16 protein-coding genes and 1 pseudogene are annotated in these 24,448 nt (G+C 74.1%); 6 read left to right on the top strand and 11 right to left on the bottom strand.

The genetic code is table 11. The features are described from left to right. Nucleotides 1–89 precede the first annotated feature (89 nt). Nucleotides 90–482 (top strand): annotated as a pseudogene (locus ACFW9Z_RS26765) (class I SAM-dependent methyltransferase); the annotation flags it as partial. A gap of 88 nt (nt 483–570) precedes the next feature. Here the strand turns inward: ACFW9Z_RS26765 and ACFW9Z_RS26760 are convergent. Further along, a complete protein-coding gene (locus tag ACFW9Z_RS26760; protein WP_384645108.1) occupies nt 571–1,479 on the bottom strand; it encodes an oxygenase MpaB family protein in 909 nt (302 codons plus the stop codon). A gap of 254 nt (nt 1,480–1,733) precedes the next feature. Here ACFW9Z_RS26760 and ACFW9Z_RS26755 point away from each other — a divergent pair, with 254 nt between their 5' ends. Next, nucleotides 1,734–2,657 (top strand): hypothetical protein, encoded by a 924-nt coding sequence (locus ACFW9Z_RS26755; protein WP_384645107.1) that lies wholly within the window; start codon nt 1,734–1,736, stop codon nt 2,655–2,657. 51 nt (nt 2,658–2,708) lie between these two features. Here ACFW9Z_RS26755 and ACFW9Z_RS26750 read toward each other — a convergent pair whose 3' ends face one another. Both ACFW9Z_RS26750 and ACFW9Z_RS26745 read right to left on the bottom strand, forming a co-directional pair. Then, nucleotides 2,709–2,891: a hypothetical protein gene (locus ACFW9Z_RS26750; protein WP_384645106.1), complete on the bottom strand. Its 183-nt coding sequence runs from the start codon at nt 2,889–2,891 to the stop codon at nt 2,709–2,711. A 116-nt stretch (nt 2,892–3,007) separates the two neighbouring features. After that, complete coding sequence (locus ACFW9Z_RS26745) at nt 3,008–4,069, bottom strand: acyl-CoA desaturase (RefSeq protein WP_384645105.1); 1,062 nt, start codon at nt 4,067–4,069, stop codon at nt 3,008–3,010. Nucleotides 4,070–4,325: 256 nt separating this feature from the next. Here ACFW9Z_RS26745 and ACFW9Z_RS26740 point away from each other — a divergent pair, with 256 nt between their 5' ends. From ACFW9Z_RS26740 to ACFW9Z_RS26730, 3 genes are all read left to right on the top strand, one after another. After that, entirely contained in the window at nt 4,326–7,298 is a 2,973-nt protein-coding gene (locus tag ACFW9Z_RS26740; RefSeq protein ID WP_384645104.1) for a DEAD/DEAH box helicase, read from the top strand. After that, nucleotides 7,295–8,626 carry an SWF or SNF family helicase gene (locus tag ACFW9Z_RS26735; RefSeq protein ID WP_384645103.1) on the top strand — a complete coding sequence of 444 codons (1,332 nt, stop codon included), beginning with the start codon at nt 7,295–7,297 and terminating at the stop codon, nt 8,624–8,626. The genes ACFW9Z_RS26740 and ACFW9Z_RS26735 overlap by 4 nt, the downstream gene beginning before the upstream one ends. 122 nt (nt 8,627–8,748) lie before the next feature. Continuing rightward, on the top strand, nt 8,749–9,333 hold the full coding sequence (locus ACFW9Z_RS26730) for an N-acetylmuramoyl-L-alanine amidase (protein ID WP_384645102.1): 585 nt from the start codon (nt 8,749–8,751) through the stop codon (nt 9,331–9,333). Between the two features lie 62 nt (nt 9,334–9,395). Here the strand turns inward: ACFW9Z_RS26730 and ACFW9Z_RS26725 are convergent, their stop codons facing one another. The 6 genes from ACFW9Z_RS26725 to ACFW9Z_RS26700 are packed head-to-tail and all read right to left on the bottom strand — an operon-like array spanning nt 9,396 to nt 17,285. Then, nucleotides 9,396–10,595 carry a hypothetical protein gene (locus tag ACFW9Z_RS26725; protein WP_384645101.1) on the bottom strand — a complete coding sequence of 400 codons (1,200 nt, stop codon included), beginning with the start codon at nt 10,593–10,595 and terminating at the stop codon, nt 9,396–9,398. Continuing rightward, nucleotides 10,592–11,176 (bottom strand): hypothetical protein, encoded by a 585-nt coding sequence (locus ACFW9Z_RS26720; RefSeq protein WP_384645100.1) that lies wholly within the window; start codon nt 11,174–11,176, stop codon nt 10,592–10,594. The genes ACFW9Z_RS26725 and ACFW9Z_RS26720 overlap by 4 nt, the downstream gene beginning before the upstream one ends. After that, the gene (locus tag ACFW9Z_RS26715; protein WP_384645099.1) at nt 11,173–13,152 is read right to left on the bottom strand and encodes a dynamin family protein; all 1,980 of its coding nucleotides are present in this window, start codon (nt 13,150–13,152) and stop codon (nt 11,173–11,175) included. The genes ACFW9Z_RS26720 and ACFW9Z_RS26715 overlap by 4 nt, the downstream gene beginning before the upstream one ends. 7 nt (nt 13,153–13,159) lie before the next feature. Further along, the gene (locus ACFW9Z_RS26710; RefSeq protein ID WP_384645098.1) at nt 13,160–13,888 is read right to left on the bottom strand and encodes a hypothetical protein; all 729 of its coding nucleotides are present in this window, start codon (nt 13,886–13,888) and stop codon (nt 13,160–13,162) included. Beyond that, nucleotides 13,885–15,219 (bottom strand): GTPase, encoded by a 1,335-nt coding sequence (locus tag ACFW9Z_RS26705; RefSeq protein WP_384645097.1) that lies wholly within the window; start codon nt 15,217–15,219, stop codon nt 13,885–13,887. The genes ACFW9Z_RS26710 and ACFW9Z_RS26705 overlap by 4 nt, the downstream gene beginning before the upstream one ends. 5 nt (nt 15,220–15,224) lie before the next feature. Further along, nucleotides 15,225–17,285 (bottom strand): Hsp70 family protein, encoded by a 2,061-nt coding sequence (locus ACFW9Z_RS26700; RefSeq protein WP_384645096.1) that lies wholly within the window; start codon nt 17,283–17,285, stop codon nt 15,225–15,227. A gap of 135 nt (nt 17,286–17,420) precedes the next feature. On the opposite strand from ACFW9Z_RS26700, the gene ACFW9Z_RS26695 reads away from it, so the two are divergent. Further along, nucleotides 17,421–18,140: an NUDIX domain-containing protein gene (locus ACFW9Z_RS26695; protein WP_384645095.1), complete on the top strand. Its 720-nt coding sequence runs from the start codon at nt 17,421–17,423 to the stop codon at nt 18,138–18,140. Between the two features lie 233 nt (nt 18,141–18,373). Here the strand turns inward: ACFW9Z_RS26695 and ACFW9Z_RS26690 are convergent, their stop codons facing one another. Next, the gene (locus ACFW9Z_RS26690) at nt 18,374–20,359 is read right to left on the bottom strand and encodes a hypothetical protein (RefSeq protein ID WP_384645094.1); all 1,986 of its coding nucleotides are present in this window, start codon (nt 20,357–20,359) and stop codon (nt 18,374–18,376) included. Next, nucleotides 20,356–24,447 carry a DUF5682 family protein gene (locus tag ACFW9Z_RS26685; RefSeq protein WP_384645093.1) on the bottom strand — a complete coding sequence of 1,364 codons (4,092 nt, stop codon included), beginning with the start codon at nt 24,445–24,447 and terminating at the stop codon, nt 20,356–20,358. The genes ACFW9Z_RS26690 and ACFW9Z_RS26685 overlap by 4 nt, the downstream gene beginning before the upstream one ends. Nucleotide 24,448: the final 1 nt, after the last annotated feature.

The raw sequence follows: 24,448 nt of genomic DNA, 5'->3' as shown, positions 1-24,448 counted from the left end.
TCTCGTAGCGGAGCTACTTGGCCATTTCGGCAACGCTGCGAGCGTGCGTGCCAGGCGTCGCGCGGCAGGCGGCAGTTTGACGACAGGCCCTAGGGATCGACCTCACCCCCGCCATGCTGGAGGCGGCGGCTCGGGCAGGACGCGGGGACAGCGGCACGCTGCTCCGCGCCGACGTGGCACGGCTGCCGTTGCGCGACGGGATCCTGGACGCGGTCTTCGGGGCCGGGCTGATCTCGCATCTGGCCCGCCCCGAGGCCGATCTGGCGGAGCTCGCCCGGGTGGTGCGGCCGGGTGGGGTCCTGGCCCTCTTCCACCCGATCGGCCGGGCCGCCCTGGCCGCGCGGCACGGGCGCACCATCACCGATGACGACCTGCGGGCCGAGCCCCGGCTACGGGTTCTGCTGGCCGGTTCCGGCTGGCGGCTGGACTCCTACACCGACGAGGACGACCGCTTCCTCGCCCTCGCCGTACGCCAACCCTGACGGTCGGCTCCGTCCCGTACACAATGCCTCGCGACGCTCGTACACAGGGTCCGGCGGCGGTACGGGAACGGGGGCGACCCGCCCGGAATCACTCGACGGGCGCCTCCGACGGCCGCCGGTGGCCGGGGATCGGGCAGCCCCGGACGCCCGGGGTGGGGAACGTACCGAGAGCGGCGATCTCGTATCCGTCCGGATAGCCCTTGATCTCGGGGTTCTGACGCGCGTAGTGCGGCTTCCGCCGGGGCGGCAGGAGCCGGACTGCGCGGGCCCTCAGGCGCAGCGCTCCCCGGGTCAGCCCTCGGGCCATGGGCCCCGGGCGCTCGTAGCGGAACGCCCTCAGCAGCGAGTCGTCCAGGAGCGCGAGGCTCGCCCCGCGCACCATGGGGGCCAGCGGCGCCGGGTACCAGGAGGCCATGAGCGCCAGGGTGGCGTCGGAGACGCGGCGGGCTCCTTCGTCCCAGCCGAAGTGTTCGTGCTCGTAGGTGTCGAGGGTGCGCTCGAACTCCTCGTAGCTCTGCGGGACGTCCTTGATGCCCATCCGGGCGCCCAGCGTGCGGTAGTAGGCGGCGAAGGCCCGGAGCTCGTGGTCGGAGAGCCGGCGCCAGCCGAACTCGTCCAGCCAGCGTTTGGGGGTGACGACGAAGGTGCACAGGACGTAGCGCATGTCGTCGTTGCTGATGGCGTAGCTGCGGTGCATCTGGTTGATCCGGCGGACGGCCGTACGGCCCTCCTCGGTGTCGAATCCGTGCTCCACCACGGTGTCGAGGAGCAGGGCGGTGTCGTCGTACCGCTTCTGCGAACGCTGCGTCAGCTCCGCCGTCTCGTCGAGGAGTCGGCCGATGCTGGGCACGGCGTAGGTGCGGTAGAGGGCGAGTTCGAGGGCGCGGGTGATGTCCCAGGGGAACTCGTAGGTGACGGTGAGGCGGTAGATCTCCAGGAAGTCCCGCTCCGGGTCCAGTCGCTGAATCTCCTTCAGCCGGTCGTACCGCTGCACCATGCTCTTCCCCTCGTTCGTCCGGACCTCCAACTTTACGCGGGCCGCCCCGCCCGCCCGGGTCCTTCCCAAGCCCTTCACAGGTCACCGTGACCCGGCGGGGAGGCGGTGGCAGATCAGGCTTGTCGTCGTGTGTCCGGGGCCTCGACGGCGGGGTTACCGAGTAGTTAAGGTGCGCCGACGGACGGAACGGGGCAGGGCGGGGCCCGGGCGACGGGTGGCCCAGTGGTGAGGGATCACGGAATGGGGAGGACGCTGTGGCCGGTACGGACGCTGACGACGACGCGCTGCTGGTGCTGACCGCGGTGCTGCTGACCCCCGCGCGGTTCCCGAGCGTGCTGGGGGACGACTATGTGGCCGCGTGCGGTGCGCTCGCCCTCGAACCGTACGAGGAGGGGTACGGCCTCGTCCTCGGGCAGGACGGTGACGGGGCGCGCTGGACCGTGGTCGTGGAGGACGTCTCCCTGGTGGCGGTGGCCATCGCCGCGTGGGACTGCGGAATGGAGTACGACCTCTCCCCCGACGACCGCTCCGTGGTGTGCGCGCTGCCCGGCTGGCCGCTGGCCTTGGCGGTCGCCGCGCCCGGTCTGCCCGCCCCGCACGATCCGGAGACGGACGGCGTGGGCCCCGCGCCGCTGTCTCCTCCGGACACGGGCGCCTGGGGCCCGGCGCAACGACGGCTCGGAGCCGACGAGATCGCGGAGCGGTGGGCGCTGTGGCGTGAGCAGATCGACGATGCGGAGTTCCTCAGGCCGGGCAAGGAGCCGACCGGAGGGGCCGGGGGTGAGAAACCGGCCGGAGGCGCCAGGAACGAGGAGCCGGCCGAAGGGGCCGGGGGCGATGCCGATGCGCCGGAACGCGGAGAACCGGGCGGTGGCGGGGGCGCCGGGCCCGGCGTCGCTGTGAGCGGTCAGCACCCCGGCGTACGGCGGGCTCTGTCCGAAGCCCTCGCCTATACGGAGAACCCTCCGCCGCCCGGCCGGATCCGCTCCGTCTTCGCCTCCGCCGACGCGCGCATCCTCCGCGTCGACGGCCCCGGGTGGTCGATGGTCGCCAGGACCGACGACATCGCGCTGATCCTGCTGGACGAGGAGCCGGGCGAGGTCATGCCCGTCGGCCGCGGGCCGGCGCTTCCCGGCCTGCTGGAGGCCCTGGAAGTGCTGGCCGCACATCCGGCCTGAGCGCCGGGCGTCAGGCCCTGCTGGGGGCCTGTCTGCCCTGTCTGCCCTGCTTCAGCGGCCGATCTCCTTGCGGTTGAGCCTGCGGAGCCTGCGCCGCTGGGACGGGTCCAGCATCAGATAGCCCGCCACGGGGACACCGATCACCACCAGCAGCGCCCACCAGAATCCGATCAGGGGCCACAGGATGGCCGCAGCCACCACCCCCGCGACAGCGACCTTCGCACCGTTCGACATGGTCCACGCCTCCTTCGCGGCCGGCGCCGCTCCTGTCCTGTCAACGCGTCCGTGCGTCTTTACGTTCCCCGCGCCGCCCTCCGTGACGCCGGTCTTCCTGTCTCCCGTGACGGTTGTCATCGCAGTGGCTCGCCTACCTCGTGCATATGGGCCAGGGCCTGCCGGTAGGACTCCACGAGTCCGGTCTCCGCGTACGGCATGCCGATGCTCCCGCAGTACTTCTTGACCAGGGGCTGTGCCAGCCGCAGGTGGGGCCGGGGCATGCTCGGGAACAAGTGGTGCTCGATCTGGTAGTTGAGGCCGCCGAGGAACCAGTCGGTGAGGATGGTGCCGCGCACATTGCGCGAGGTCAGGACCTGGCGCTGGAGGTGGCTCCAGCGGTCCCCGTCCGGGTCGGGCATCTCCATGCCCTTGTGGTTCGGAGCGAAGGCCATCCCCAGGTGGAGGCCGAACAGCGCGTGCAGCAGCAGGGCGAAGACGACGGCCTTGCCCGGGGAGAGCGTGGTCAGCAGCAGGGTCGCGTACAGCGCGAGGTGGGCACTCATGAGCAGGGCGGACACGACCCGCTCCCGGGCCGGCTGGTGGCGCAGGAACTGGAACCCGTAGATCTTCAGCGCGATGCCTTCGAGCAACAGCATCGGGAAGAACAGCCGGGCCTGGTTGCGGGTGAGCCAGCGGGCGAATCCCTCGCGCTGCGCCGCCTGCTTCTGGGTCCAGACCAGGGCGCCGACGCCGACATCGGGGTCCTTGTCGACGTGGTTGGGGTTGGCGTGGTGCCGTACGTGCTTGTCGTTCCACCACGCCTCGTTCATACCGAGGAGCAGATTGGCGTGCACCAGGCCGATCAGCCTGCTCGTCCTGCGGTCGCCGGATATCTGCGCGTGGCCCGCGTCATGGGCGACAAAGGCGGTCCGGGTCCACAGGACCGCCAGCGGGAGGGCCAGGAACAGGCTCCACCAGACATCGCCCAGCAGGACGAACGCGGTGATCACCCCGCCCAGGGACACCAGGTTGACCGCGATGCCGACGGCGTACCTGCCGGTTCGCCGTTCGAGGAGGCCCTGTCCCTTGACGGCACGCAGCAGCGGGGCGAAATCGCTGCCGGTGCCCGGGAGACCGGCCCGTTCCGCGCGTCTGTCGCCTGCGGGATCCGCAACGGTGGCTGTCGCCTGGGGCATGAGGTCTCCGGTCTCTGGAACATATGCGCTGACCTCATAGAACGTACGGATCGGAGCCGTACGGCAGCCATGGCGTCACCACCCCGTTTCTGCTGGGGCAGGCCCCCGTACCCCAGGGTGGTGCTGGCTGCACCATCGGAACTGGAGACACCATCAGGTGAGGCAGGTCACACCAGAGAACCGTGCATTGCAGTCAGGGGTGGAGTACCCTCGGCGACCCCGACCACTAGTCAAATTTGAGGAATCTGACATCGCTGTGCACCGGCACCCCGCGGCAACGCCTTCCGAGATCTCCGAACTGTCCCGCTGCTCCGCTGTCTTTGTCCCTGCGGATCCGGCCCGTACCGGTCTGATCGCCTTCTGGAACCCGGACGGCAGCACCCCTCCCGGCGCTCCCGGGGTCCCGTCGGAGCTGACGGTGGTCGGGGCCGACCTCCGCCGCACCGCCGTGCCCACGCTCCAGCTCCCCGTACGGGACGCCCTGCCGGTGCTGACACGGGCACGGGCCGACCGGCAGGCCTCCCCCGCCACCGCCTTCTGGGGCGGGGCCGCGCTGCTGGCGCTCCAGTTCGTCGCCCGGGGACTTCTGCTGCCAGGGCTGAGCCCCACCGACCAGGACGCCTGGCGGGTCGGGCCGCTCGGCGCCGAGGACCTGGAACGGATCCGGGTGCTCGCTGCGTCGATGCCGCCCACCGCGCACGCCACCCCGCTGGAGACCGGCGCGGCGGCGGACGGACCGCTGCTGCTGCCCGATCCAGAGCGGCTGCTGCGGGCGTTCCTGGACGCGGTGGCGGACGGGCTGCCCCGGACGGCCGCCGCCGGATTCGTCACAGCGGGCCCGGCGTTCGCCGTCCCGGAGCCGCAGCATCTGCCCGAGGGGCGGGCCTGGGCGGCCGATGTGGCGGCCGGTCACGACGCGGGCGTACGGCTCTCGTTGCGTATCGAGGTCACAGGAGCCACAACGGCCTCCGTCGACGCCGAGAACCCTTCCGACGAGGCTCCTTCTTATGACGACGCGGGGCCTTATGGCGACGCAGGGCGTTATAACGACGCGGGGCCTTCGTTCCGTGCCGTGCTGCAGATCCACAGCGTCAGTGACCCCTCCCTGGTCGCCGATGCCGCCGAGGTCTGGGCGGGCGGCACGCGGAGCGCCGCGGCGTTCGGGCCGCGGGCCCGGATGGACGCCCTCCTCGCCCTGCGCCGGGCCGCCCGCGCCTGGCCGCCGCTGGCTCCCCTGCTCTCCGCCGCCCTGCCGGACGCGGTGGAGCCGGCCGACGAGGAGATCGCCGAGCTGCTGGGGCCCGCGTCGCGCGCACTGGCCGCCACGGGTGTGCAGGTGCACTGGCCGAAGGAGCTTGCGAGGAAGCTGACGGCACGGGCGGTGATCGGCCCGGACAGCCCGGACGGCCCGGACGGTGACACCGCCGAGGGGGGCGGGCGGCGTGGCCGGACCGTCGCGGACACGCCCTCGTTCCTCTCCGCCGACGCCCTGCTCTCGTTCGACTGGCGGTTCGCGCTGGGCGGCCGGCAGCTCAGCCGCGAGGAGCTGGACCGGCTCGCGGAGTCCAGTCGGCCCATCGTGCGGCTGCGCGGCCAGTGGGTCCTCATCGACCCGGAGGAGGCCCGCCGAGCCCGGGAGACCCAGGACCGCAAGGTCACGCCCATCGACGCCCTGGGCGCGGCGCTGACCGGCTCCACCGAGGTGGACGGGCGCCGCGTGGAAGTGGCGGCCACCGGGTGGCTGGAGCGGCTGCGGGAGCGGCTGGCCGATCCGGAGTCCGCCGCACAGCAGTCGATCGGGCAGCCCGAGGCGCTGACCGCGACGCTGCGCGACTATCAGCTGCGTGGTCTGAACTGGCTGAACACCATGACCTCGCTCGGCCTCGGTGCCTGCCTCGCCGACGACATGGGCCTGGGCAAGACGATCACGCTCATCGCGCTGCATCTGCACCGGCAGAGCGACCGTGACGCGGCCGGTCCGACGCTGGTGGTGTGCCCGACGTCGCTGATGGGCAACTGGCAGCGGGAGATCGAGAAGTTCGCCCCGGGCACCCCCGTACGCCGCTTCCACGGCGCGTCGCGCTCGCTGGAGGGTCTGGCGGACGGGGAGTTCGTCCTGACGACGTACGGGACGATGCGTCTGGACGCGCCCCGGCTGGCCGCCGCTTCCTGGGGCATGGTCGTCACCGACGAGGCGCAGCACGTCAAGAACCCGCACTCGGCGACGGCCAGGCAGCTGCGCACCATCGGCGCCCGGGCCCGTGTCGCCCTCACCGGCACCCCGGTGGAGAACAACCTCTCCGAGCTGTGGGCGATCCTGGACTGGACGACGCCCGGGCTGCTGGGCCGGCTCCCCGCCTTCCGTACCCGGTACGCCGCCGCCGTCGAGGGCGGCAGCGACCCGGGGGCCGCCGAGCGGCTCGCGGCCCTGGTGCGACCGTTCCTGCTGCGCCGCCGCAAGTCCGATCCGGGGATCGCCCCGGAGCTGCCGCCGAAGACGGAGACCGACCGGGCGGTGTCGCTGACGGCCGAACAGACCGGGCTCTACGAGGCGGTGGTCCGCGAGACCCTGGCCGAGATCTCCGCGGCCGATGGCTTCGAGCGCCGTGGGCTCGTGATGAAGCTGCTGACGGCGCTGAAGCAGATCTGCAACCACCCCGCGCAGTACCTGAAAGAAGAGCGGCCCCGGATCGCCGACCGCTCGGGGAAGGTCGAGCTGCTGGACGAGCTCCTGGACACGATCCTCGCCGAGCAGGGCTCCGTACTGGTGTTCACGCAGTACGTACAGATGGCGCGGCTGCTGGAGGAGCACCTGGCCGAGCGGGGGGTGCCCACGCAGTTCCTGCACGGGGGTACGCCGGTGGCGCGGCGTGAGGAGATGGTGAGCCGCTTCCAGGCGGGCGAGGCCCCGGTGTTCCTGCTCTCCCTGAAGGCGGCGGGGACCGGGCTCAACCTCACCCGGGCCGGTCATGTCGTGCACTTCGACCGGTGGTGGAACCCCGCGGTGGAGGCGCAGGCGACGGACCGGGCATACCGGATCGGGCAGACCCAGCCCGTGCAGGTGCACCGGCTGATCGCCGAGGGCACCATCGAGGACCGGATCGCGGAGATGCTCGCCCGCAAGCAGGGGCTCGCGGACGCGGTGCTCGGCTCCGGGGAGGCGGCACTCACCGAACTGACCGATGCGGAACTGGCCGATCTGGTCGAGCTGCGAGGGGGCGCACGATGAGCGAGGACGACGAGTACGGGACGGACGCGGTGGATTCCGGCGGTGGAGCGGAGCGTACGTTCGCGCCGCTGCCTCCCCCGCCGGGCCGGGGCTTCGCCACGTCGTGGTGGGGCCGGGCGTGGCTGAAGGCGCTGGAGGACACGGCCCTGGACGGTCAGCAGCTCAAGAAGGGGCGGCGGCTGGCCAGGGAGGGCGGTGTCGGGGCGGTCGCCGTGCGCCCCGGCCGGATCACGGCTGTCGTACGGGACCGGGACGGCACGGGCCACCGGAGCGATGTGCTGCTCCAGGAGCTGAGCGACGAGGCGTGGGACCGCTTCCTGGACATGGCGGTGGACCGGGCCGGGCACATCGCGGCGCTGCTGGACCGGGAGATGCCGCCGCATCTGGTGGAGGACGCGGCGGGCGCCGGGGTGGACCTGCTGCCCGGCATCGGTGACCTGGAGCCGGAGTGCACCTGCGGCACCTGGGACCACTGCCCGCACTCGGGCGCCCTGTGCTACCAGGTGGCGCGGCTGCTGGACGAGGACCCGTTCGTGCTGCTGCTGATGCGGGGGCGCGACGAGCGGCGGCTGCTGGACGAGCTCCAGGTCCGCAGTACGGCCCGCGCGGTGCGGGCCGGGGACGGCGGCGGTGCGCCGGAGGACGTGGGCCGGGACGCGCAGGGGGTCCCGGCCGGTGAGGCGTTCGCCGCGGGTGCCATCCGCCCGGCGCTCCCGGGCCCGCCGCCGCTGCCCGCCGAACCGGGGCTGCCGCCGTCACTGGACACGGAGGCGGCCCCGCCGCCCGGTCTCGACCCGGCGGCGCTGGAGGTCCTGGCCGCCGACAGCGCCGTACGGGCCCATCGGATGCTGTCGGAGGCGCTGGCCCCGGGGCACGGGCACCAGCCGGTTCCGGCGGAGCTGACGCCGGAGCAGGACGCGGTACGGCTGGCCGCCGATGCCCGCCCGGGGCTGGGGATCGCGACACGCCTGGCCAAGGGGGCGGGCCGGACGCGCGCCGAACTGGAGGCGGCGGTGCGCGCCTGGCAGTTCGGAGGGGTGGCCGCGCTGGCGGTGCTGGACGAGGAGTGGGCCCCGGACCCGGACTCGCTCGCGCGGGCGCGTGCCCGGCTCGCGGAGGCCTGGGAGGAGGGCGAGCGGCCACGGTTCCGGGCGGCCGGGGCCCGGTGGACGGTGGCGGACTCCGATGTCCAGCTCCGGTACGACCGCGACGGCCGCTGGTGGCCGTACCGCAAGGAACGCGGCCGCTGGGTGCCCGCAGGCCCGGCGGATGAGGATCCGGCGGGGGCGATGGCGGGAGCGGTCGCGGGGGCTTCGGCCGGGGACTGAGGTGCGGTGACGGGTGCGGGAACCGGTGCCTTCTTCCGTACGTCATCAGCGGGAGGCTGTTTCGGCCTCTTCTTTCGCTCACGCGTCCGCCGTACGGCGACCCCGGCCCCCGCAGGAGTGCGATGCACCGCCGAAGACTCCTTCAGGGGGCCGCCCTCACCGCGACGGCGGCTCTGGTTCCCGCCTCGGTCCGGTCCGTGGCCGGAACCAGAGCCGCCGTGGCGGACCACCCCATGGCCCTGTGGGCACCGGCCCACGCGGCGAACTACACCGTCCCCGCGCACCCGTCCGAACGCCGGGTCGATCGCATCGTCATCCATGTCGCCCAGCAGATGTTCACCCCCACCATCGGCATCTTCCGCAACCCGGCCAAGCGGGTCTCCGCCCACTACGTGGTGCGGTCCGGTGACGGCCATGTCGCCCAGTGCGTACGGGAGCGGGATGTTGCCTGGCACGCGGGCAACTGGGACGTCAACACGCGCAGCATCGGCATCGAGCACGAGGGGTGGGTGGACCGGCCCGAGTACTTCACCGACGTGATGTACCGGCGCTCGGCCCTCCTCACCGCGGACATCTGCGCACGGCACGGCATCCCCAGGGACCGGGCGCACATCATCGGCCACCACGAGGTGCCGGGCAGCGACCACACCGACCCCGGCGTCCTCTGGGACTGGGAGCGCTACCTCCGTCTCGTGAACCTCTCCTGAGAACGGCCCTGTTGCCCACCGCAGCCAGGTTGCCGCGGCGAGCGGTAGCGGTCCGGGCCGGGTCAGGGGTGGGTGTCGGCAGACGGATGCGGGCCTGCTTCGGGCCCGTCCGGCCCGGCGGCCGACTCTGTTCGGGTTTCGTCCCTCCCGGCGTCCGGTTCCCGGGGCGGGGAGGCGGCCGCGACGGCCTCCTCGATGTCCCGGCGCCGGTGGATCAGGGACTCGACGGCCAGCGCCGTGGCGGCACCGCCCGTGGCCGCGACCACTGTACGGCCGTCGGCCCACCCCTTCCCGGAGCGGTCGCCGGAACTCCTCCCGGCCACGGCGGGCCCCTGTTCCGCCCCGTCGCCCCGGGAAGGGCCCGGCCCGGGGTGACAGGGCGGAGCCGGGGCTACGGGAACGCCGGCCGGGACCGTCGCGCGCCACGGGAAGTCGGGGGCGGCGAGCAGCTCCAGCAGGAGCCGGGTGGCGTTGGTGACGGCGTAGCGGCGCCAGGCGTTGGGCCTGCCGTGGATGTCGCGGGTCCGGTCCGTCGCCGTCTTGTCCTTCGCCGCATGGTCGGAGATGCCGCGGACGACCAGAACGTCGGCGGTGTCGGAGTGGTACGCGGAGAGCGCGGCACCGCCCGCTTCCATCTCCACGGCGGCGAGTGTGCGGTTCTTGTTCCGGATCACCGCCTTGAACGCGTCCGAACCGACCACCACGTCCCCCGTGGCGACCGGGGCGACGCGGAGTTCGGGGCCCGCGGCCGGACGGAGGCCGGCGGGCAGCGGGCAGCCCGCCAGCGCGTCCCGCGACCAGGCGGTGACGAGGTCCCGGCTGGCTCTGCGCAGCGGGAAGTTCCGGACGTGGTCGAGCAGGGGGGCGGACGGCTTCCAGCTCGTCCCGGCCAGTGCCAGGCCCGTCCCTCCCGGATGTCCGGCGTCCCCGACCGCTTTCGCCCGGTGCAGGTAGGCATCGATCTCCGAGGCCACGACGACGTCCCCCAGCGCGACCTCCGACGAGAGTGCCGCACCCGTTCCGATCAGGGTCACCAGCGGGACGCCGAAGATCCGGATGAGGTCCTGGGCGGCGATGGCGGCATTCGACTGCCCCATCTCGTGCAGGACGGTCAGCAACCCCGTGATCTCCGTCCCCGGCACGAGGAAGGAGTGGTAGACCCGGCCCTGCTCCCGGAAGTCACCGAGGAGATCGACGACGGAGCTGACGTAGTCGAACTCCTCGGACAGAGGCACGATGAGGCCGACGCGGAGTTCTGTCACGGCGTTCTCCCTTCGGAGGTGAAGTCGGCCGCCAGCACGACGCGGACGGCCAGGACGGCAGCCGCGGCGAGTTCGGCCACGGCGACGAGGAACAGTCCGCGCCCAGGGGTGGCCGCCGTCCAGTGCAGCACCACCGCCGCCACGGTGGGGACGACGAACATGATCAGGTCGACGGCGAGTTGCAGGAGCTTCGCCGCGCCCCGGCCCGGCTCGCTGCGGTGGGCCCACTCCCAGCCCAGGACCTCGTTGGGCCGGGTGCCGGTGAGGTCGGCGAGCCGGGGCGCGAGTTCGTCGCGCAGGTAGCGCCCGGCGGCGGAGATCTTCTGGTCGTTGGCGAGGTACGTCCAGCCCAGCACCAGACAGACGGGCGGCAGCAGGAGCACCGCCCCCGCCGGCGCGTCCGCCGTGAGGACGACGACCAGGACCGACACCAGACCGGCTAGCGTGGCGTACATGAGGTGGTCACGGGCGATGATCCGGGCCTTCTGTTCGGCCTTGAGCACCTCGTACTCCAGGAGCAGCACGTCCCGCCGCGCCGCCCTGCGCTCCCGGTCGTCCACGGTGTCCGGGACCCCGCTCACAAGGCCCACCGTTCCCGTACCACGGCGAGCCGGTCCGTCAGTTCGTCCAGCTCCCGCAGGGACAGCGCCGTGGCCGCCAGCCGTTCGGCGCGCTCGGCGGGGCTCAGCTCCAGCGCCAGCCGGAGGTCGTTCCGGTCCCGCTCGACCTCTTCCCGCTGCTCCGCGAGGAGGTCGTCGATCACCGTCGTGACGGACTCGCAGCCCTGCCGGGCCTCCTTCAGGGCGACGGTCACGACCTCCCCGGTGACGGTCTTGGCCACCTGGTCGAAGAGGGTCGCCAGATGCTCACGCCCGGCCGCCCGGCGCGCGAAGAGTTCCTTGACCGTCCCCACGGTCAGCGAGGTGAACACGGCCAGCCTCGTCGACCCGTCATCGGGCCCGGTGGCCCCGGTGGACTCCTGCGGCCCGGCGGCGTCCGCCCCGTCCCGCCGCTGGAGGCGGGACCGGAAGAAGGCCGCCTTGGCCATGACGAAGGCGTTCGCCATCTGCTCCATCGTGGCGTCGCTCAGCTTCTTCCGCTTCGGGATCCGCACGGAGACCGTCGCCGAATCACCGAGCCGCAGCAGGTGTTCGGCGATCACTCCCTTGCCGTCCCGCTCGGCGATGCGGCGCACCGCTTCCCTCAGGCGTTCCTGAACCGTCGTGACCATGTCGTCCAGCGCTGCCTGGGGTTGCCGGGGCAGTGTCTTCAACGCGTCCTTGCGCTCTGCCCTGCTCATGTCGTCGAACCGGTCCTGGTACTCGGTGCGCAGGGTCTCCACGCGGGCCGCCGCCTGTGCGGGAAGGTCCTCGGCGAGGGACGTGAGGGCGCCGTTGATGTGCTTGCGCCAGGAATCCCCGTCGGTCCGTTCCCACCCGGCGATGCGCTCCTCCCGCTCGTCGATGGCGCGCTGGGCCCGCTCGTCGCCTCGCAGGACCTCGCGGGACTCCTCAAGCCGACGCCGTACGGCACGGGCCGTCGACTCCGTCAGCCGCACCATGTCCCGGCGGTGGATCTCCTCCACTCGCTGGACGACACGGGTCCGCAACCACTCCTCCAGCTCCGGGAGCCCGCTCAGCTCACGGTCTTCCTCACGCTGCGGGCCAGGCACGGCGGCCTGGGCGTCGAGCGCGAGCCGCGCGGAGACGGACAGCCCGTCGACGCCGCTCATCAGCCGGGCGATCCGGTCCGCGTCCTCCTTGTCGTCGGTCACCCCGGCCCAGGTGCCCGGGGTGCGCAGGCGTGCCAGGTCGTCGGCCAGTGCGCCTCCGGCTTCCCAGACGAGGTCGCTCTGCGTCCGGGCGAGGACGACGGAGCCCACGCGCCGCGCCGCCTGGGCGAGGAAGTCCTGCTCGGAGGAGCTGAGCGGTTCACCGGACCGCGCCACGAACAGCACCGCGTCGGCGTCGGACAACGCTGCCAGGGTCAGTCTGCGGTGGGCCGGGTTCGCGCCGCCCACGCCGGGGGTGTCCACCAGGCGCAGCCCTCCGGCCAGCACCTCGGCCGGAACCTGGATCATGGCGCTCAGCACCTGGGCGCCCCGGCCGTGCCGGTTGGTGATGGTGCGTCCCCCCGCCTCTGTCAGATAGTCCTTGATCTCCTGCTCCCCGACGAGGTCGCGCTCGACGATCCCGCCACGGCCGGCGTCGTACAGCGTCACCGTGCCCTGGATCCTGGGGCCGTGGCACAGCTCCACGGGGACGGAGGACAGGGCCGGCACGGCCGAGGGCAGCAGCAGCTCCTTCAGCAGGGCGTTGATCAACGTGGACTTCCCGACGGACACCTCGCCCAGTACGGCCACCCGGGCGAAGGGTTCGCGCCAGCGGCCGGCCAAGGACCGCAGGGGCACGGACACGCTGCTCGCTATGGACTGTTCGTCCACGAGGGCGAGCAACCCGGCGACGATGTCGTCCATCAGCTGCTCGGTTCCCCCGGCCGGATCGGGGCCGCCCTCGGGCTCCGGGGTCCCCGTGTCGTCTTCTCGGTGCTGGGTCATGACGTCCTCACTTCCCCTCGGTCGCGTACACAGCGACTCTCGCGGTCCGGATCAGTTCGTTCTGGGGCCCGGAGAAGCCGGGGGCCAGCAGGGCCGCGACCGTCTCCTCCCGGGCGGGGTCGTCCGTGGGTCGGGTCTCGTCCCACTGGTGCTCCGCCGGCTCGAAGGCGTCGCCGGGTGACGGGCGGAGCGCCCGGAGGCCGGGGAGCCGGCCCACCGCGTCGAAGAGCCGCCGGGCCAGCTCCTCGTTGCGCAACCGGTCGGCGACCGCCAGTACGTCCCGGGCGACGGCGACGCAGTCCGGCGGCGCGACAGGCGAGGAGGCCGGTGCCGCGGACTGCGGGGCGGGCGTCGGCTCCGGCTCTGGCTCTGGCTCCGGCGCCGGGGGCCGCGGGTCCGGCGAGGGTGCGGCATCCGGGGAGAGCCCGTTGTCCACGGAGGGTGCGGTGTCCGGGGAAGGTGCGGCGCCCGGAAAGGGCGAGGGTACGGTGTCCGGGGAAGGCAGGGGGAGCGTTGCGGCAGGCCCGGGCGCGTCCGGCCCGTCGGCGCCCGGCGCCCCCGGCCCGCGTACCGTGCCGCCCGGGTACCCGTCACGCCGGGCGGCACGGTCCAGCCGGTCCGCGAGCCGCCGCAGCCCCTCTGCCGTACGACCCGCCGCCCGGGACATCCGTGGGTTCTCCCACCACTGGGTGAGCCTGCGGGCCCGTGCGTCGCTGCCGGGTGTCCGTGCGGTCATCGTGCGGCTCCCCTCTGCCGGGGCGGTGTGTCCGCCCAGCGGGCCAGATCGGTGATCAGCTCGGCCACCGCGCGGCTCCGGGTGGGCCGCAACGGGTGGGCGGCGTAGGAGGCCCACCGGGCGGCGAGGGCGGGCGGGTCGTGGCACGTGCCCGAACGCAACAGCTCACAGGCCGCGTCCCGGTCCTCCTCGGCGAGTTCGGCGCCCACCTGGCCGTGTCTCACCAGGCGTGCGGCGGCCCGCGCGCGCAGCCGGTCGAAGGCCGCCGTGGTCTGAAGTGCCCGCAGCCCTTCCCGGACGGACCCGCCGTCCTCGGAACCGGCACGCGCTGCCCAGTGCCGCAGCCGCAGCACGGCGGCGGTGGCGGTGAAGAGGTCCTCGTCGTCGGCCATGTCGGCCAGGACCGCTTCCAGCACGGGTATCCGGGACATCTCCTCCACCACCCGCAGGACGTCTTCCGCCGTGGCCGACTCCGCCGTCCGGCGGATCAGCTCCGGCAGCCAGGCGGGCGAACCCAGCGCGGCGACGAGCCCCGCCAGCTGTGCTTCCGGCAGGTGGCCGGTGAGGTGCTGCCAGCGCAGGGTGGGCCGGGCCAGCAGCTCGGGCTTCGTCCGGATCGACGCCAGGGCCGAGAGGAGCGGGGCCGACACCTCCGGAACCCGGGCGGCGACGGCCATCTTCTGGTGGACGGCGACGGCCCGGATCGGCGCCCGCGCCTCGCGGGGGATGCGGTCCTCGATCTCCGCGTGGTCCGAGGCCACCTCGTCGGCCTTGCCCGCCGCCGCGACGACGTTCCCGACGAGGTCGAAGGGCCCGGCGGTCATCGCCGTCAGATTTCCCAGGGCCTCCACCTCGCCGTCCGCCCTGCCCCGCAGCAGCAGGAAGACATAGGCCGCCGCGGCCCCGGCCAGGTCCCCGCCGGGCAGCATCCGCAGGGTGTGGCGCGGGTTCCCCGACTTCGTGTTGAGCCCCGGCGCGTCGGCGATCATCAGCCGCCGGGCCAGGGGGAAGTCCACCCGGACACTGCGGTGCGTGGGGTCGGGCAGCCGCACGGCATCCGGCCCGAGGCCGTGGAACCACGTCACCGCCGACGTCGTCTCCCGGTGAGCCGTCTGCGCGTGGTGGCCCGCGAGCAAGGCGTTCAGCAGCGTGGACTTGCCCGCGGAGACGTCACCGACCAGGAGCACGCGTAACGGCTGACGGCACTGGGCGGCGATGTCCCGCAGTACCGGATCGTCACGGTGGCGCGGGTCGCCCAGCAGGTCCCCGCAGAACTCGGCCACGACGCCGCGCGCGTCGGGCGCGTCGGGCGCTCCGGACACGCCGGACACGCCGTTCACGGCTTCCCCGGAGCCAGGTGGAGCAGGTCGAGCACCGCACCGTCGGCCGTCCGGCGGCGGGCGTAGACGACCCCGGGGTCGGCGCCGGGCAGCAGCGCGTCGGGGGCGGGGAGGCGCCACGCGTCCCGCAGCGCGACCGGGCGCCCGCTCTCCCCGTCCAGTGCCCGGTACACCTCCGCGTCCGCGTCGTACGCGACGACCAGGCAGTCGCCCGCCCCACCGGTCAACGCAACGGCGCCCCCGGTGCGCAGGGCGCGGCGCCAGCGCTGGACGAGGCCCTCGGGGGTGACCTCCCAGCCCACCAGTTCGTCGTCGGAGAGTGTGCAGCACAGGCCGGTCGGGCCGATGACGAGGGGTACGGAGTCGGGCAGGGGCGTCTCGCCGGTCCGGTGGCCGGTGCGGACGTCGAGGTGCACGATCCGTCCGGCGACCCGGGCCAGCAGCGTACGGTCGTCGGCGAAGGCCAGTTCCCGTACCGGTTCGCGCAGGGGCAGTGGCCGCCAGCGGGGTGCTCCGTCCTCGACCAGGGTGGAGCCCCGGCGACCGGTCTGGCTCCAGGCGAACAGCCCTCCCCGCCGGGCCAGGGCCGTGACCGTGCCCTCCGGACGCGTCGGCAGCGCCGCGAACGAGCCCAGGACGCTGCCGAGCCGCAGTCCCCCGGACGCGTCCTTCGTGGTGCAGGCGAAGGAGGGCGACGGGTAGGCGAGAACGACGCGGCCGGTCGTCACGTCAGCGGCGATCCGTGTCACGGCGGGGCGGTCCTCGTGGATGGGCGGAACGCCTCCGTCGTGGTCGCCGTTCCCTCCGCGCAGGACGCGTATTCGCTGGTCCGGGCCGCGTTCCAGTACGCCGCCGGGGAGCGCCACCACCTCGCTGCCGGGGTCGCCGAGGAGGATCGCGGAGGAGGTCAGGGTGAAGGGCCGGGCCGGCCGCGGCGGCTTCCCCGTGCTCCGCATGCGGCGGTGGACGCCGAGCGCGACCGCGCTCCCCTCGACGTCGTCGGTGAGATCCACCAGGGCCACCTCACCGGACCCGCCGCTGTCCTTCCGGAGGCGGGAGAGCGCGCGCACGAGCTCCTCCACCTGCTCGCGCACCACCGGGGTCCGGGCCCCGCCGCCGCTGAGCACGAGGGTGCCGGGTATGTCCTCGGGGAAGGAGGTGATCGCCGCGCGCGCGGTGGCGACGCAGGCGAGGACGAGGTCGTCGACCGCTTCGGCGAAGTCCTCCCGGTAGATGGTCACCGGTGGCGCGTCGTCCGTGACGGCGAAGTTCACCTCGTCGTGCGTGCTGAGCCGCCGCTTGAGCAACTCGGCCTCGGCCTTCAGCAGTTCGGGGTCGTCCAGCGCGAGCCTGTCCAGCAGCTGCCGGGTCGCGTCGTCCGCGCAGTCGCGTACGACATCCAGCACCCGCACGTCGAAGTCGTCACCGCCGACGTGCCGCCCGGTGGAGTACAGCACGTCGGGTAAGCCGTCGGGGACGGCGCGCATGAGGGCGAAGTCGAAGGTGGAGGCCCCGAGGTCGAACACGGCGAAGGTCCCGTCGCCGAGTTGCCCGGAACGTCGCCGCGCCGCGAACATCCCCACCGCCGCGGCCTCACCGACCAGCGAGGCCGACCGGCAGCCCGCCGCCACCGCGGCCTCCGCGAGCACGGCCCGCTGCTGCTCGGACCACATCACCGGGTGGCTGAGGATCACGTGCCGGGGCGCCCCGTACCGCTCACGCACGGCGTCGAGCACATGGCTGATCACAGCGGCGAAGCCCCGCACCAGGGGCCGGGACTCCCCCGAGGGGAACAACAGCTCCCGGTGTACGGGCTCGACGCCGCCGGCCAGGTTGACCTGCTGTTTGAGGCCGGTCACGTAACGGCCCCGGAAACGGGGGGCCTTGCGGGTGTTCTCGGCCTGCTGACCGGTGGTCAACGTGCCGTCCGGGTGCAGCAGCAGCCCGGTGGGCCACTCGGAGCGGCCCTGTTGCCGCACGGGAACGGCACCGTCGTCACCGTCGGGCAGGACGGCAGCCTTGGTCGATGACGCACCGATATCGATGGAGAGCAGCACGAGACCCCCTGCGCGAAGGGCACCCCTGTGCCGCCCGGCCGTGCGCCGAGGCGATCACCCCGCACCCTTCTTGTCATAAAGACTCTATGAATCCCGAGGTTCCTGTCAATCGAACAATTAAGTAGTCTTCGCGGAATGACACACGTGCATCGTGAACGGTTGTTGCTGCATGTGACGACGGATCTGGTCATCTTGACCATCCGTCACCACGCGTTGCACGTCCTGCTCATCGAGCGGGGGACGGAGCCCTTCCGCGGCCGCCTCGCCCTGCCCGGCGGCTTCATGCGGGGGGACGAGACCGTCGAGGAGACCGCGGCCAGGGAACTGCGCGAGGAGACCCGGCTCGATGCCGACGCCCTGCACCTGGAACAGCTCGGCGTCTACTCCGCCCCCGGCCGCGACCCGAGGGACCGGCGCGTCGTCACCTGCGCCTTCCTGGCCATCGCCCCCCGCCTGCCCGCCCCCGCCGCGGGCTCCGACGCGCGGAGGGCCCTCCTGTGCCCGGTGACCCCGCTCCTCGCCGACACCGGGGCCCTGGCCTTCGACCACGACCAGATCCTGCGCGACGCCGTCGAACGGGCCCGGAACGCACTCCAGTTCACGACGGTGGCCACCAGCTTCTGCGACCCGGAGTTCACGATCAGCGAGCTGCGCGGTGTGTACGAGACGGTCTGGGACGTGCGGCTCGACCCCCCGAACTTCCACCGTAAGGTGACCGAGGCCGACGGCTTCCTCGCCCCCACCGGGCGCCGGGGAGCCGCACAGGGCGGCCGGCCCGCGACGCTCTACCAGGCGGGGCCCGCCACGAGGCTGACGCCTCCCATGATGCGCCCCAGAGCCCGTCTCTCCTCCTGATCTCAGAGCCCTGATCTCAGAGCCCTGGCCTCGGAGCCCTGGCCTCGGAGCCCTGGCTTCGGAGCCTCGGCGCACCGCTTCCGTACGGTCCGCGACCAAGTCGAAGGCGACGCCGCCGTTTCCGCCCCCTGTCAGGATGCGGACCGTACGCGGGCCGACGCCCCGCACTCGTATCCCGGCGAAGGAGCCCGGGTTCTTCCTGCACGGTCAGGCCGGGCGTTCTTTCGGCACGGTCAGGCCGGGCACCGCGTCGGTTCCCAGGCGGCCGCGCACAGGGACTCGGCCACGGCGGCCGTGTATCGGGTGGCCGCGAGCCAGTAGGTGGCGAAGCCGTCGGTGTCGGCGGGGAGGAGACGGCCGAAGAGGTCGCGATCGCGTCGGGCCGCCGAAGTGCACAGGGCGGTGAGGAGTCCGGCGGCCGTGGGGAGGCCCGCGCGGCGGATACGGCGGGTCTCGGCGGTGACGTCCCCGAGCAGGCCGAGGGTGGCGCGGCCCGCCAGGACCGTCTGTTCGACCCGGCGCTCCAGGAGGTACAGGGGCGAGTGCGCGCCGGGCCCTTCCGGCTGTGACGGGGCAGGGTGCACGGGGGCGGCCGGGTCGGGGAGGTCGGCGCGGCGCAGGCGGTCCAGGCCGAGGTCGACCGTGCCCTCGCCAGTGGGGTGCGAGCAGGCCAGAAGGGTGAGCCGGGGGTGCGGGGCGGGCACCAGACGGCCGATGATCCGCAGCCGTGTCCCCGGCGCCGTGGCCAGCAGCATCAGGTTGTCGCGGTGGGCCAGCGCGGGATCGTCGTCGGCGACGGTGAGCCGTACGGGAGTGCCTCCCTCGCACCGCGCGAGCAGGCAGGCGCCGCCCGGCTCCCGTACGGCGCCGAGGAGTTCGACGTCCAGGAAGAGCAGGTCGCTGCCGCCGCCGTCCGGGTCCGCGTAGCGGGAGGTGGACCGCAGGGCGCGGGCGCCCTGTTCGGACGGCGGGGTCTCCCACAGGACGGCGAGCGGCGGTTCGGTCCAGGCCGCGCCCCGGGCGGTGACGGCCTTGACGCCCTTCCCCGCGCCCAGTCTGCCGTCCGGCGAGACCGTCGCCCCCGAGACCGCCAGACCGGCCCGGCCCAGCTCCCGGTGGGTGAGCGCGCTGTCCCCCAGGCGTACGGCCCGGTCGGCCACGCCCAGGGCGCGCCCTGCGCCGCCGGGTGCCACATCGCCGACCGTGAAGAGGCGGCCGTCGGAACCGGCGACCCAGGTGCGGACGCCGCCGTGCCCGGAGTCGGTGACCACGGGTTCGGTGAACAGGCCGTACAGGCGCAGCGAGCCGTCCGGGCTGTACGGGCGGCGCGCGCGGCCTCGGACGGCGGCCAGCTCCGCCCCGGACGCCGTCCCCACCCGGTGTGCGGTGCCCAGGAGTTCGGCCAGGGCCGTGACGAGGTCGGCGGTGCGGTAGGACGGGTCCCCGGCGCGGGCCGCGCGCAGCAGCGTGACGACGGAGAGCGCGGCGCCCGCGGCGCGCGGCAGGTGCTGGAGCCGGGCGGTGTGCGCGGCGCGGAGGAGAGCCGACTGGGTGACGGCTCCCGCCCCGTCGACGCCCGCCTCCAGCACGGCGGCGCCCGCCGACCACAGGGCGTCGGCCGCCGCACGCTGAGCCGGGCTCGCCACCTCGGGCGTGGACACGGAGTCGGGGGTGGGGGTTGAGGTCGGGGTCGGGGTCGGATCCGTTACGGAGGTGGGTGCGGGGGCGTGTGCGGAGACCGCTGGGGTGGGCTGGTGGGCGAGGTCCGGGGCCGGGACCGCCGTCGGGTCCGCCCGGGTGAGCTGGTCGGCGGGGTACGGGGCCGGGGCCGCCCCGGTGAGTCGGTCGGCGGGGTACGGGGCCGCGACCACCGTCGGGTCCACCCCGGTGGGCCGGTCCGCGGAGTCCGGCATCGGGTCCGGGGCCAGGTCCGCCGTCGGGGCGGCGCAGGCGGCGGCCGCGCGGTGGACGCAGGCCGGGGCGAGGAGGCAACCACAGGTGATGGCGTCGGCCGTCGCCACCACGCCGCCCGGGGCGTGCAGGCGCAACTCGGTCTCGTCGTCGACCGTGATCGTCACCGTGTCCCCGTCGCGGTGCGTCGGGCGGGCGCCGAGCTTGGTGACTGCCGCGTCCAGCCGCTTACGCAGCCGGGGCGAGAGCTCCTCCACCAGCGTGGCCGTGACTTCCGGTGCGACGGGAGGCAACTGGGCGGCGTTCATGCGGTCTTCTCCCCTATCCAGCGGGCCAGTTCGAGTGGGCTGAGGGCCGCCACGGGCATCCCGGCGGCCACGAGCTGCCCGGCGACACCCGTCGAGTAGCGGGGCCGTCCGGCGTCGTCGAGGCTCGCGCACCCGAGGACATGGCAGCCGGTGGTCACCAGAGCCCGCACCTCGGACAGCAGTCCGCCGATCGGCGCCCCTTCCTCGAAGTCGCTGATGACGACGACGAGAGTGCGGGTGGGCACCTCGATCAGGCTGCGGGCGTGCCGCAGTCCGGCGGCGATGTGCGTGCCCCCGCCCACGCTCACCTCCAGCAGGAGGGAGAGAGGGTCGTGCACATGGCCGGTGAGGTCGACGACCTCCGTGGAGAAGGCCAGGAAATGGGTACTCAGGGTCGGCACCCCGGCGAGCACGGACGCGGTCAGCGCGGACCAGATCGTGGACGCCTCCATCGATCCGGAGACATCGGTGACCAGGATCAGGCGCCAGTCGGCCGAGCGGCGGGCGCGGCTGCGGAACACCGGTTTCTCGGGGATCACCTGGACCGTTCCGTCGGCCGTCCGGCGGGCGGTGGCGAGGTTGGCACGCAGCGTGCGCGGCAGGTCCAGTCGGCCGCCGGGGCGGCGGGTGGGCCGGGCCGACATCGTGCCGGTGAGGGCGGGGCGCAGCCGGGTGGCGAGCTGCCGGGTCAGTTCGTCGACCAGCCGGCGGACCAGGGGCCGGAGCGCCGCGAGGCGGGCTTCGGGGAGCCCGCCGGCGTACCGCAGGACCGTCCGGAGCAGTTCCACGGAGGGGGTGGCGGCCGCCGGGTCGAGTTCGGTGAGGACGTCCGGGCGGCCTGTCGCGGCTGCGGCGGCGAGGACCTCCTCGCGGACGCCGGGTCCGAACAGCGCGGCCAGCTCCTCGGACCACTCGCGGACGCCGGGGAACGAGGGTTCCCGGCCGCCGCGCGGTCCGGAGCCGCCGCCTGGGCCGGGCAGGCCGCCTCGGGACCCCTCGCCGTGCCCCGCGCCGTAGAGCTCGTCCAGAGCCGTCGCCAGGCGGGCGGCACCGGTCGGCAGTCGGTCGGGACGCCTGCCGAGCACGAGCCGCCACCGGTCGCCGGGGGCGAGGGTCCACGCGGGGGTGAGCTCCGTGGAGGGCGCGGTCGCGGGGGCGCCGGCAGAGGGTGTGCCGGTCCCCTGTGTGCCGGTGGAGGGTATGCCGGTCCCGGATGCGCCGGTGGAGGGCGTGCCGGTCCCTGATGTGCTGGTCCCGGGTTCGCCGGTCCCTGGTGTGCCGGTGGGGGGCGTTGCGGTGAAGGAAGTTGCGGTGAGCGGCTTTGCGGTGGGGTCGCCGGACGGCGGTGGGTACCGGTCGTCGTGCGCGGGTGGCGGGAGGGCCAGGCCCAGGCCGGTCAGGAGGCCGCGGGCCGCGAGGTCGGCGGCCGTCCGGCGGGCGAGCTCGGCGGGATCGTCCGCGTCGAGGGTGTCCACCCGTTCGCCCAGCCGCTCCTCTACGGTTTCCAGCAGGCGGTCCCGGGCGGCCGGGCTCAGGGTGTCGAAGCCACCGCGCAGGGCCGGCAACCGGGCCAGGAACGCGCTGTCGTCCAGCTCGACGACCCGGTGCAGCAGCGGTTCCAGGGCGCCTGCGCCGACGGTCAGGAGCGGGCCCGCCACCGTCAGAACGCCGGTCAGGCGGGCCGTGAGCGCGGCCCGGGAGGTGCTGTCCACGGCTCCGTCCACCCAGGAGGCGACGCGCCCCCCGAAGGCTTCGGCCTCCTCGTGGTCCGTGAGCACCCTGACCGCTCCGGCGGCCGCGGCGATCAACGGGGTGCCGTCGGCGGCCAGCCGGGCGAGGGCGTCGGTGAGCCGGATGCCGCCCACCCGGTCGGCCCGCTGGGCCAGTTCGAGCAGCGCCCGGGCGTCTTCGGGCTCCTCGGAGCCGGTCAGGCCGTCGACCTGGCGGACGGCGGCCGAGGTCAGGAGTTCGGCCGCGTACGCGGTGCGGGCGGCCCGGGCGGCGACGCCACCGTCCAAGGCCGAGGGGCCGTCGGGCGCGGCCAGGCCCGGCAGGTGACCTGCGTCGATGCGGTCCAGCAGGTCGAGCCCGGCGAGGAGCTCGGGGAGGGTACCGCTCGCCGGGAGTACGACCGCGACTTCGGTCAGCCGTTCGTCGACAAGGGCGGGGAGCCCGCACTCGGCGGCCTCCGTGAGGCCCCGGACGACCTGGGCAGCCGTGGGTCCGCCCTCCGCGTGCTCGGCCGCGTGCCGCTGCCGCAGCACACCCTCGGCCGCCTGGGCCGGGGTGACGCCACGGTCCCCGGCCGCGGTGAGCATCGCGGCCGTCGCCGGGGTCCACCGCACCTGCCAGCGCGTCGTGAGTCCTTCCGTACCCGCGGCCCCGCTCACGCCCTGCTCCCGCGCGTAAGGGATGCCACAGACCGTCAGCCTGCGCAGCAGCAGTTCGCGGCGCCGGTCCAGGGTGGAGCGCGCCGGGTCGAGCCGGAGGTCGCGCGGTGTCTTCTCGTGCGCGTCCCCCGGGCCGGGGAGGGAGAGCGCCGCGGTGGCAGCCTCGACGGCGGGGCCCAGTCCACTGCGGGGCGCGGCGGGCGCGGGCTTTCCGGTACGGGCTCCGACGAGTACGCGTTCGAGGGCCCGGGCGACGGCACGGCCCGTACCGTAGGTCTCACCGCGTCCCAGCACCGTCTGCACGGCTTCCAGGAGTTCACCCCGGCCGGGGGCGGGCAGCTCGCGCAGGCGGGCCAGGTCACCGGCCACCCGGACGACCTCCCGGGCGTCCGCCGGGCCGTAGGGGTGGCCCTGTTCGCGCAGCGCGGCGCAGATGCGGACGGCGGTGCGGATCAACGCCTCGTGCAGCGCGGCAGGTTCCCGGGCGGCGTCCAGGACGGTGTGCTGCCACTCCGGGTCCCGGATGCCGGCCGGGTAGCCGGACCGTGAGTCGAGCAGAGGGTACGTGTAGGGGACCAGGGAGACCGTGAACTCCACCGGCCCCGCAGCGCCGTTCAGTCGGCCGTCCGGCTCCGGGTCCGGGTCCGGCCCGGGGGTGGCGGCGGGCTGATCCGCCGCGTCCGGTGCGGGACCATCTGCGGCCCCGGCCGCGAGCGGCAGCAGTGCCGGGGTGTGGAAGGCTCCCACCACCACGGCGGGCCGCCGCCCGCTCGCCAGGGCCTCGGCGACATGGCGGCGCATACACGCCTCGCGCACCAGATCCGTGGTGTGCACCCCGCCCCGCGCCTCGGCCTCGTGACGCAGCGCCCACCCGGCGAGCAGGGCGGCACGGCGGAGCGCCTCGGGGGCCGAGCCGGGCGCGTGGGCCTCCACCAGCCGGTCCCACAGGTCGTCGCCGTCCCGGCCGGTGAGCCGGGCGCGGAGTGCGGCGGACAGCCCGTGGCCCTCCCCCGGCACGGGTACGGAGTCGGCGCCTGGGGCCGGGGCGGCGGTGTCCGGACCACCCCCCGCCCACGCCCGGTCGGCGAGCGGCAGATCGCAGGCCACCGCCGGGATGCCGTTCCTTGCCGCCCAGCGCAGGGCGACCAGTTCGGGCGAGAAGTCCGCGAACGGGTAGAAGGCCGGTCCCCGTGCGCCTGCCGAGCCGGGCCCTGGCCCTTCGGCGGGCACGGCGGCCAGCGCCACCGGGGCCTCGGTCTCCTCGTGGGCGAGCCAGCCCAGCCAGGGCTGGAACTCGGCGGGCAGTTCGACGAGGAGAACGTCGGGGGCCGCCGCGTCCAGCAGCGCCGGGAGGGCGGCCGCCAGCGAGGGCGCGTGGTGGCGCACCCCGATCAGGAACGGCAGCCCGGGCCCGTCCGCCGCGAGAGCCGCCACCGCGGCTTCCGGGGTGGCAGGCCCGGCCGCCGGGACCTGCGCCGGTCCCGGCGTCGACCCCTGCGTCGGCCCCTGTGCCGGGGCAGGGGCCGACGCATCGAAGGTGGGCGACACGTCGGCGGCGGATCGCGCCTCAGGGGAAGAGCGCACCTCAGCAGTGGAGCGCGCCTCGGGTGTGGATCGCACCTCTGCGGCGGATCGCACCTCGGGGGCGCATCGCACCTCGGCGGCGGAGCGCACCTCGGGAGTGGTCGACTCGCTCATC

This window comes from Streptomyces sp. NPDC059452 (assembly GCF_042750035.1).
In the GTDB taxonomy this organism is placed as follows: Bacteria; Actinomycetota; Actinomycetes; order Streptomycetales; family Streptomycetaceae; genus Streptomyces.
The sequence above is the reverse complement of the archived record's forward strand: the minus strand, read 5'-3'. Positions and strand labels throughout refer to the sequence as shown.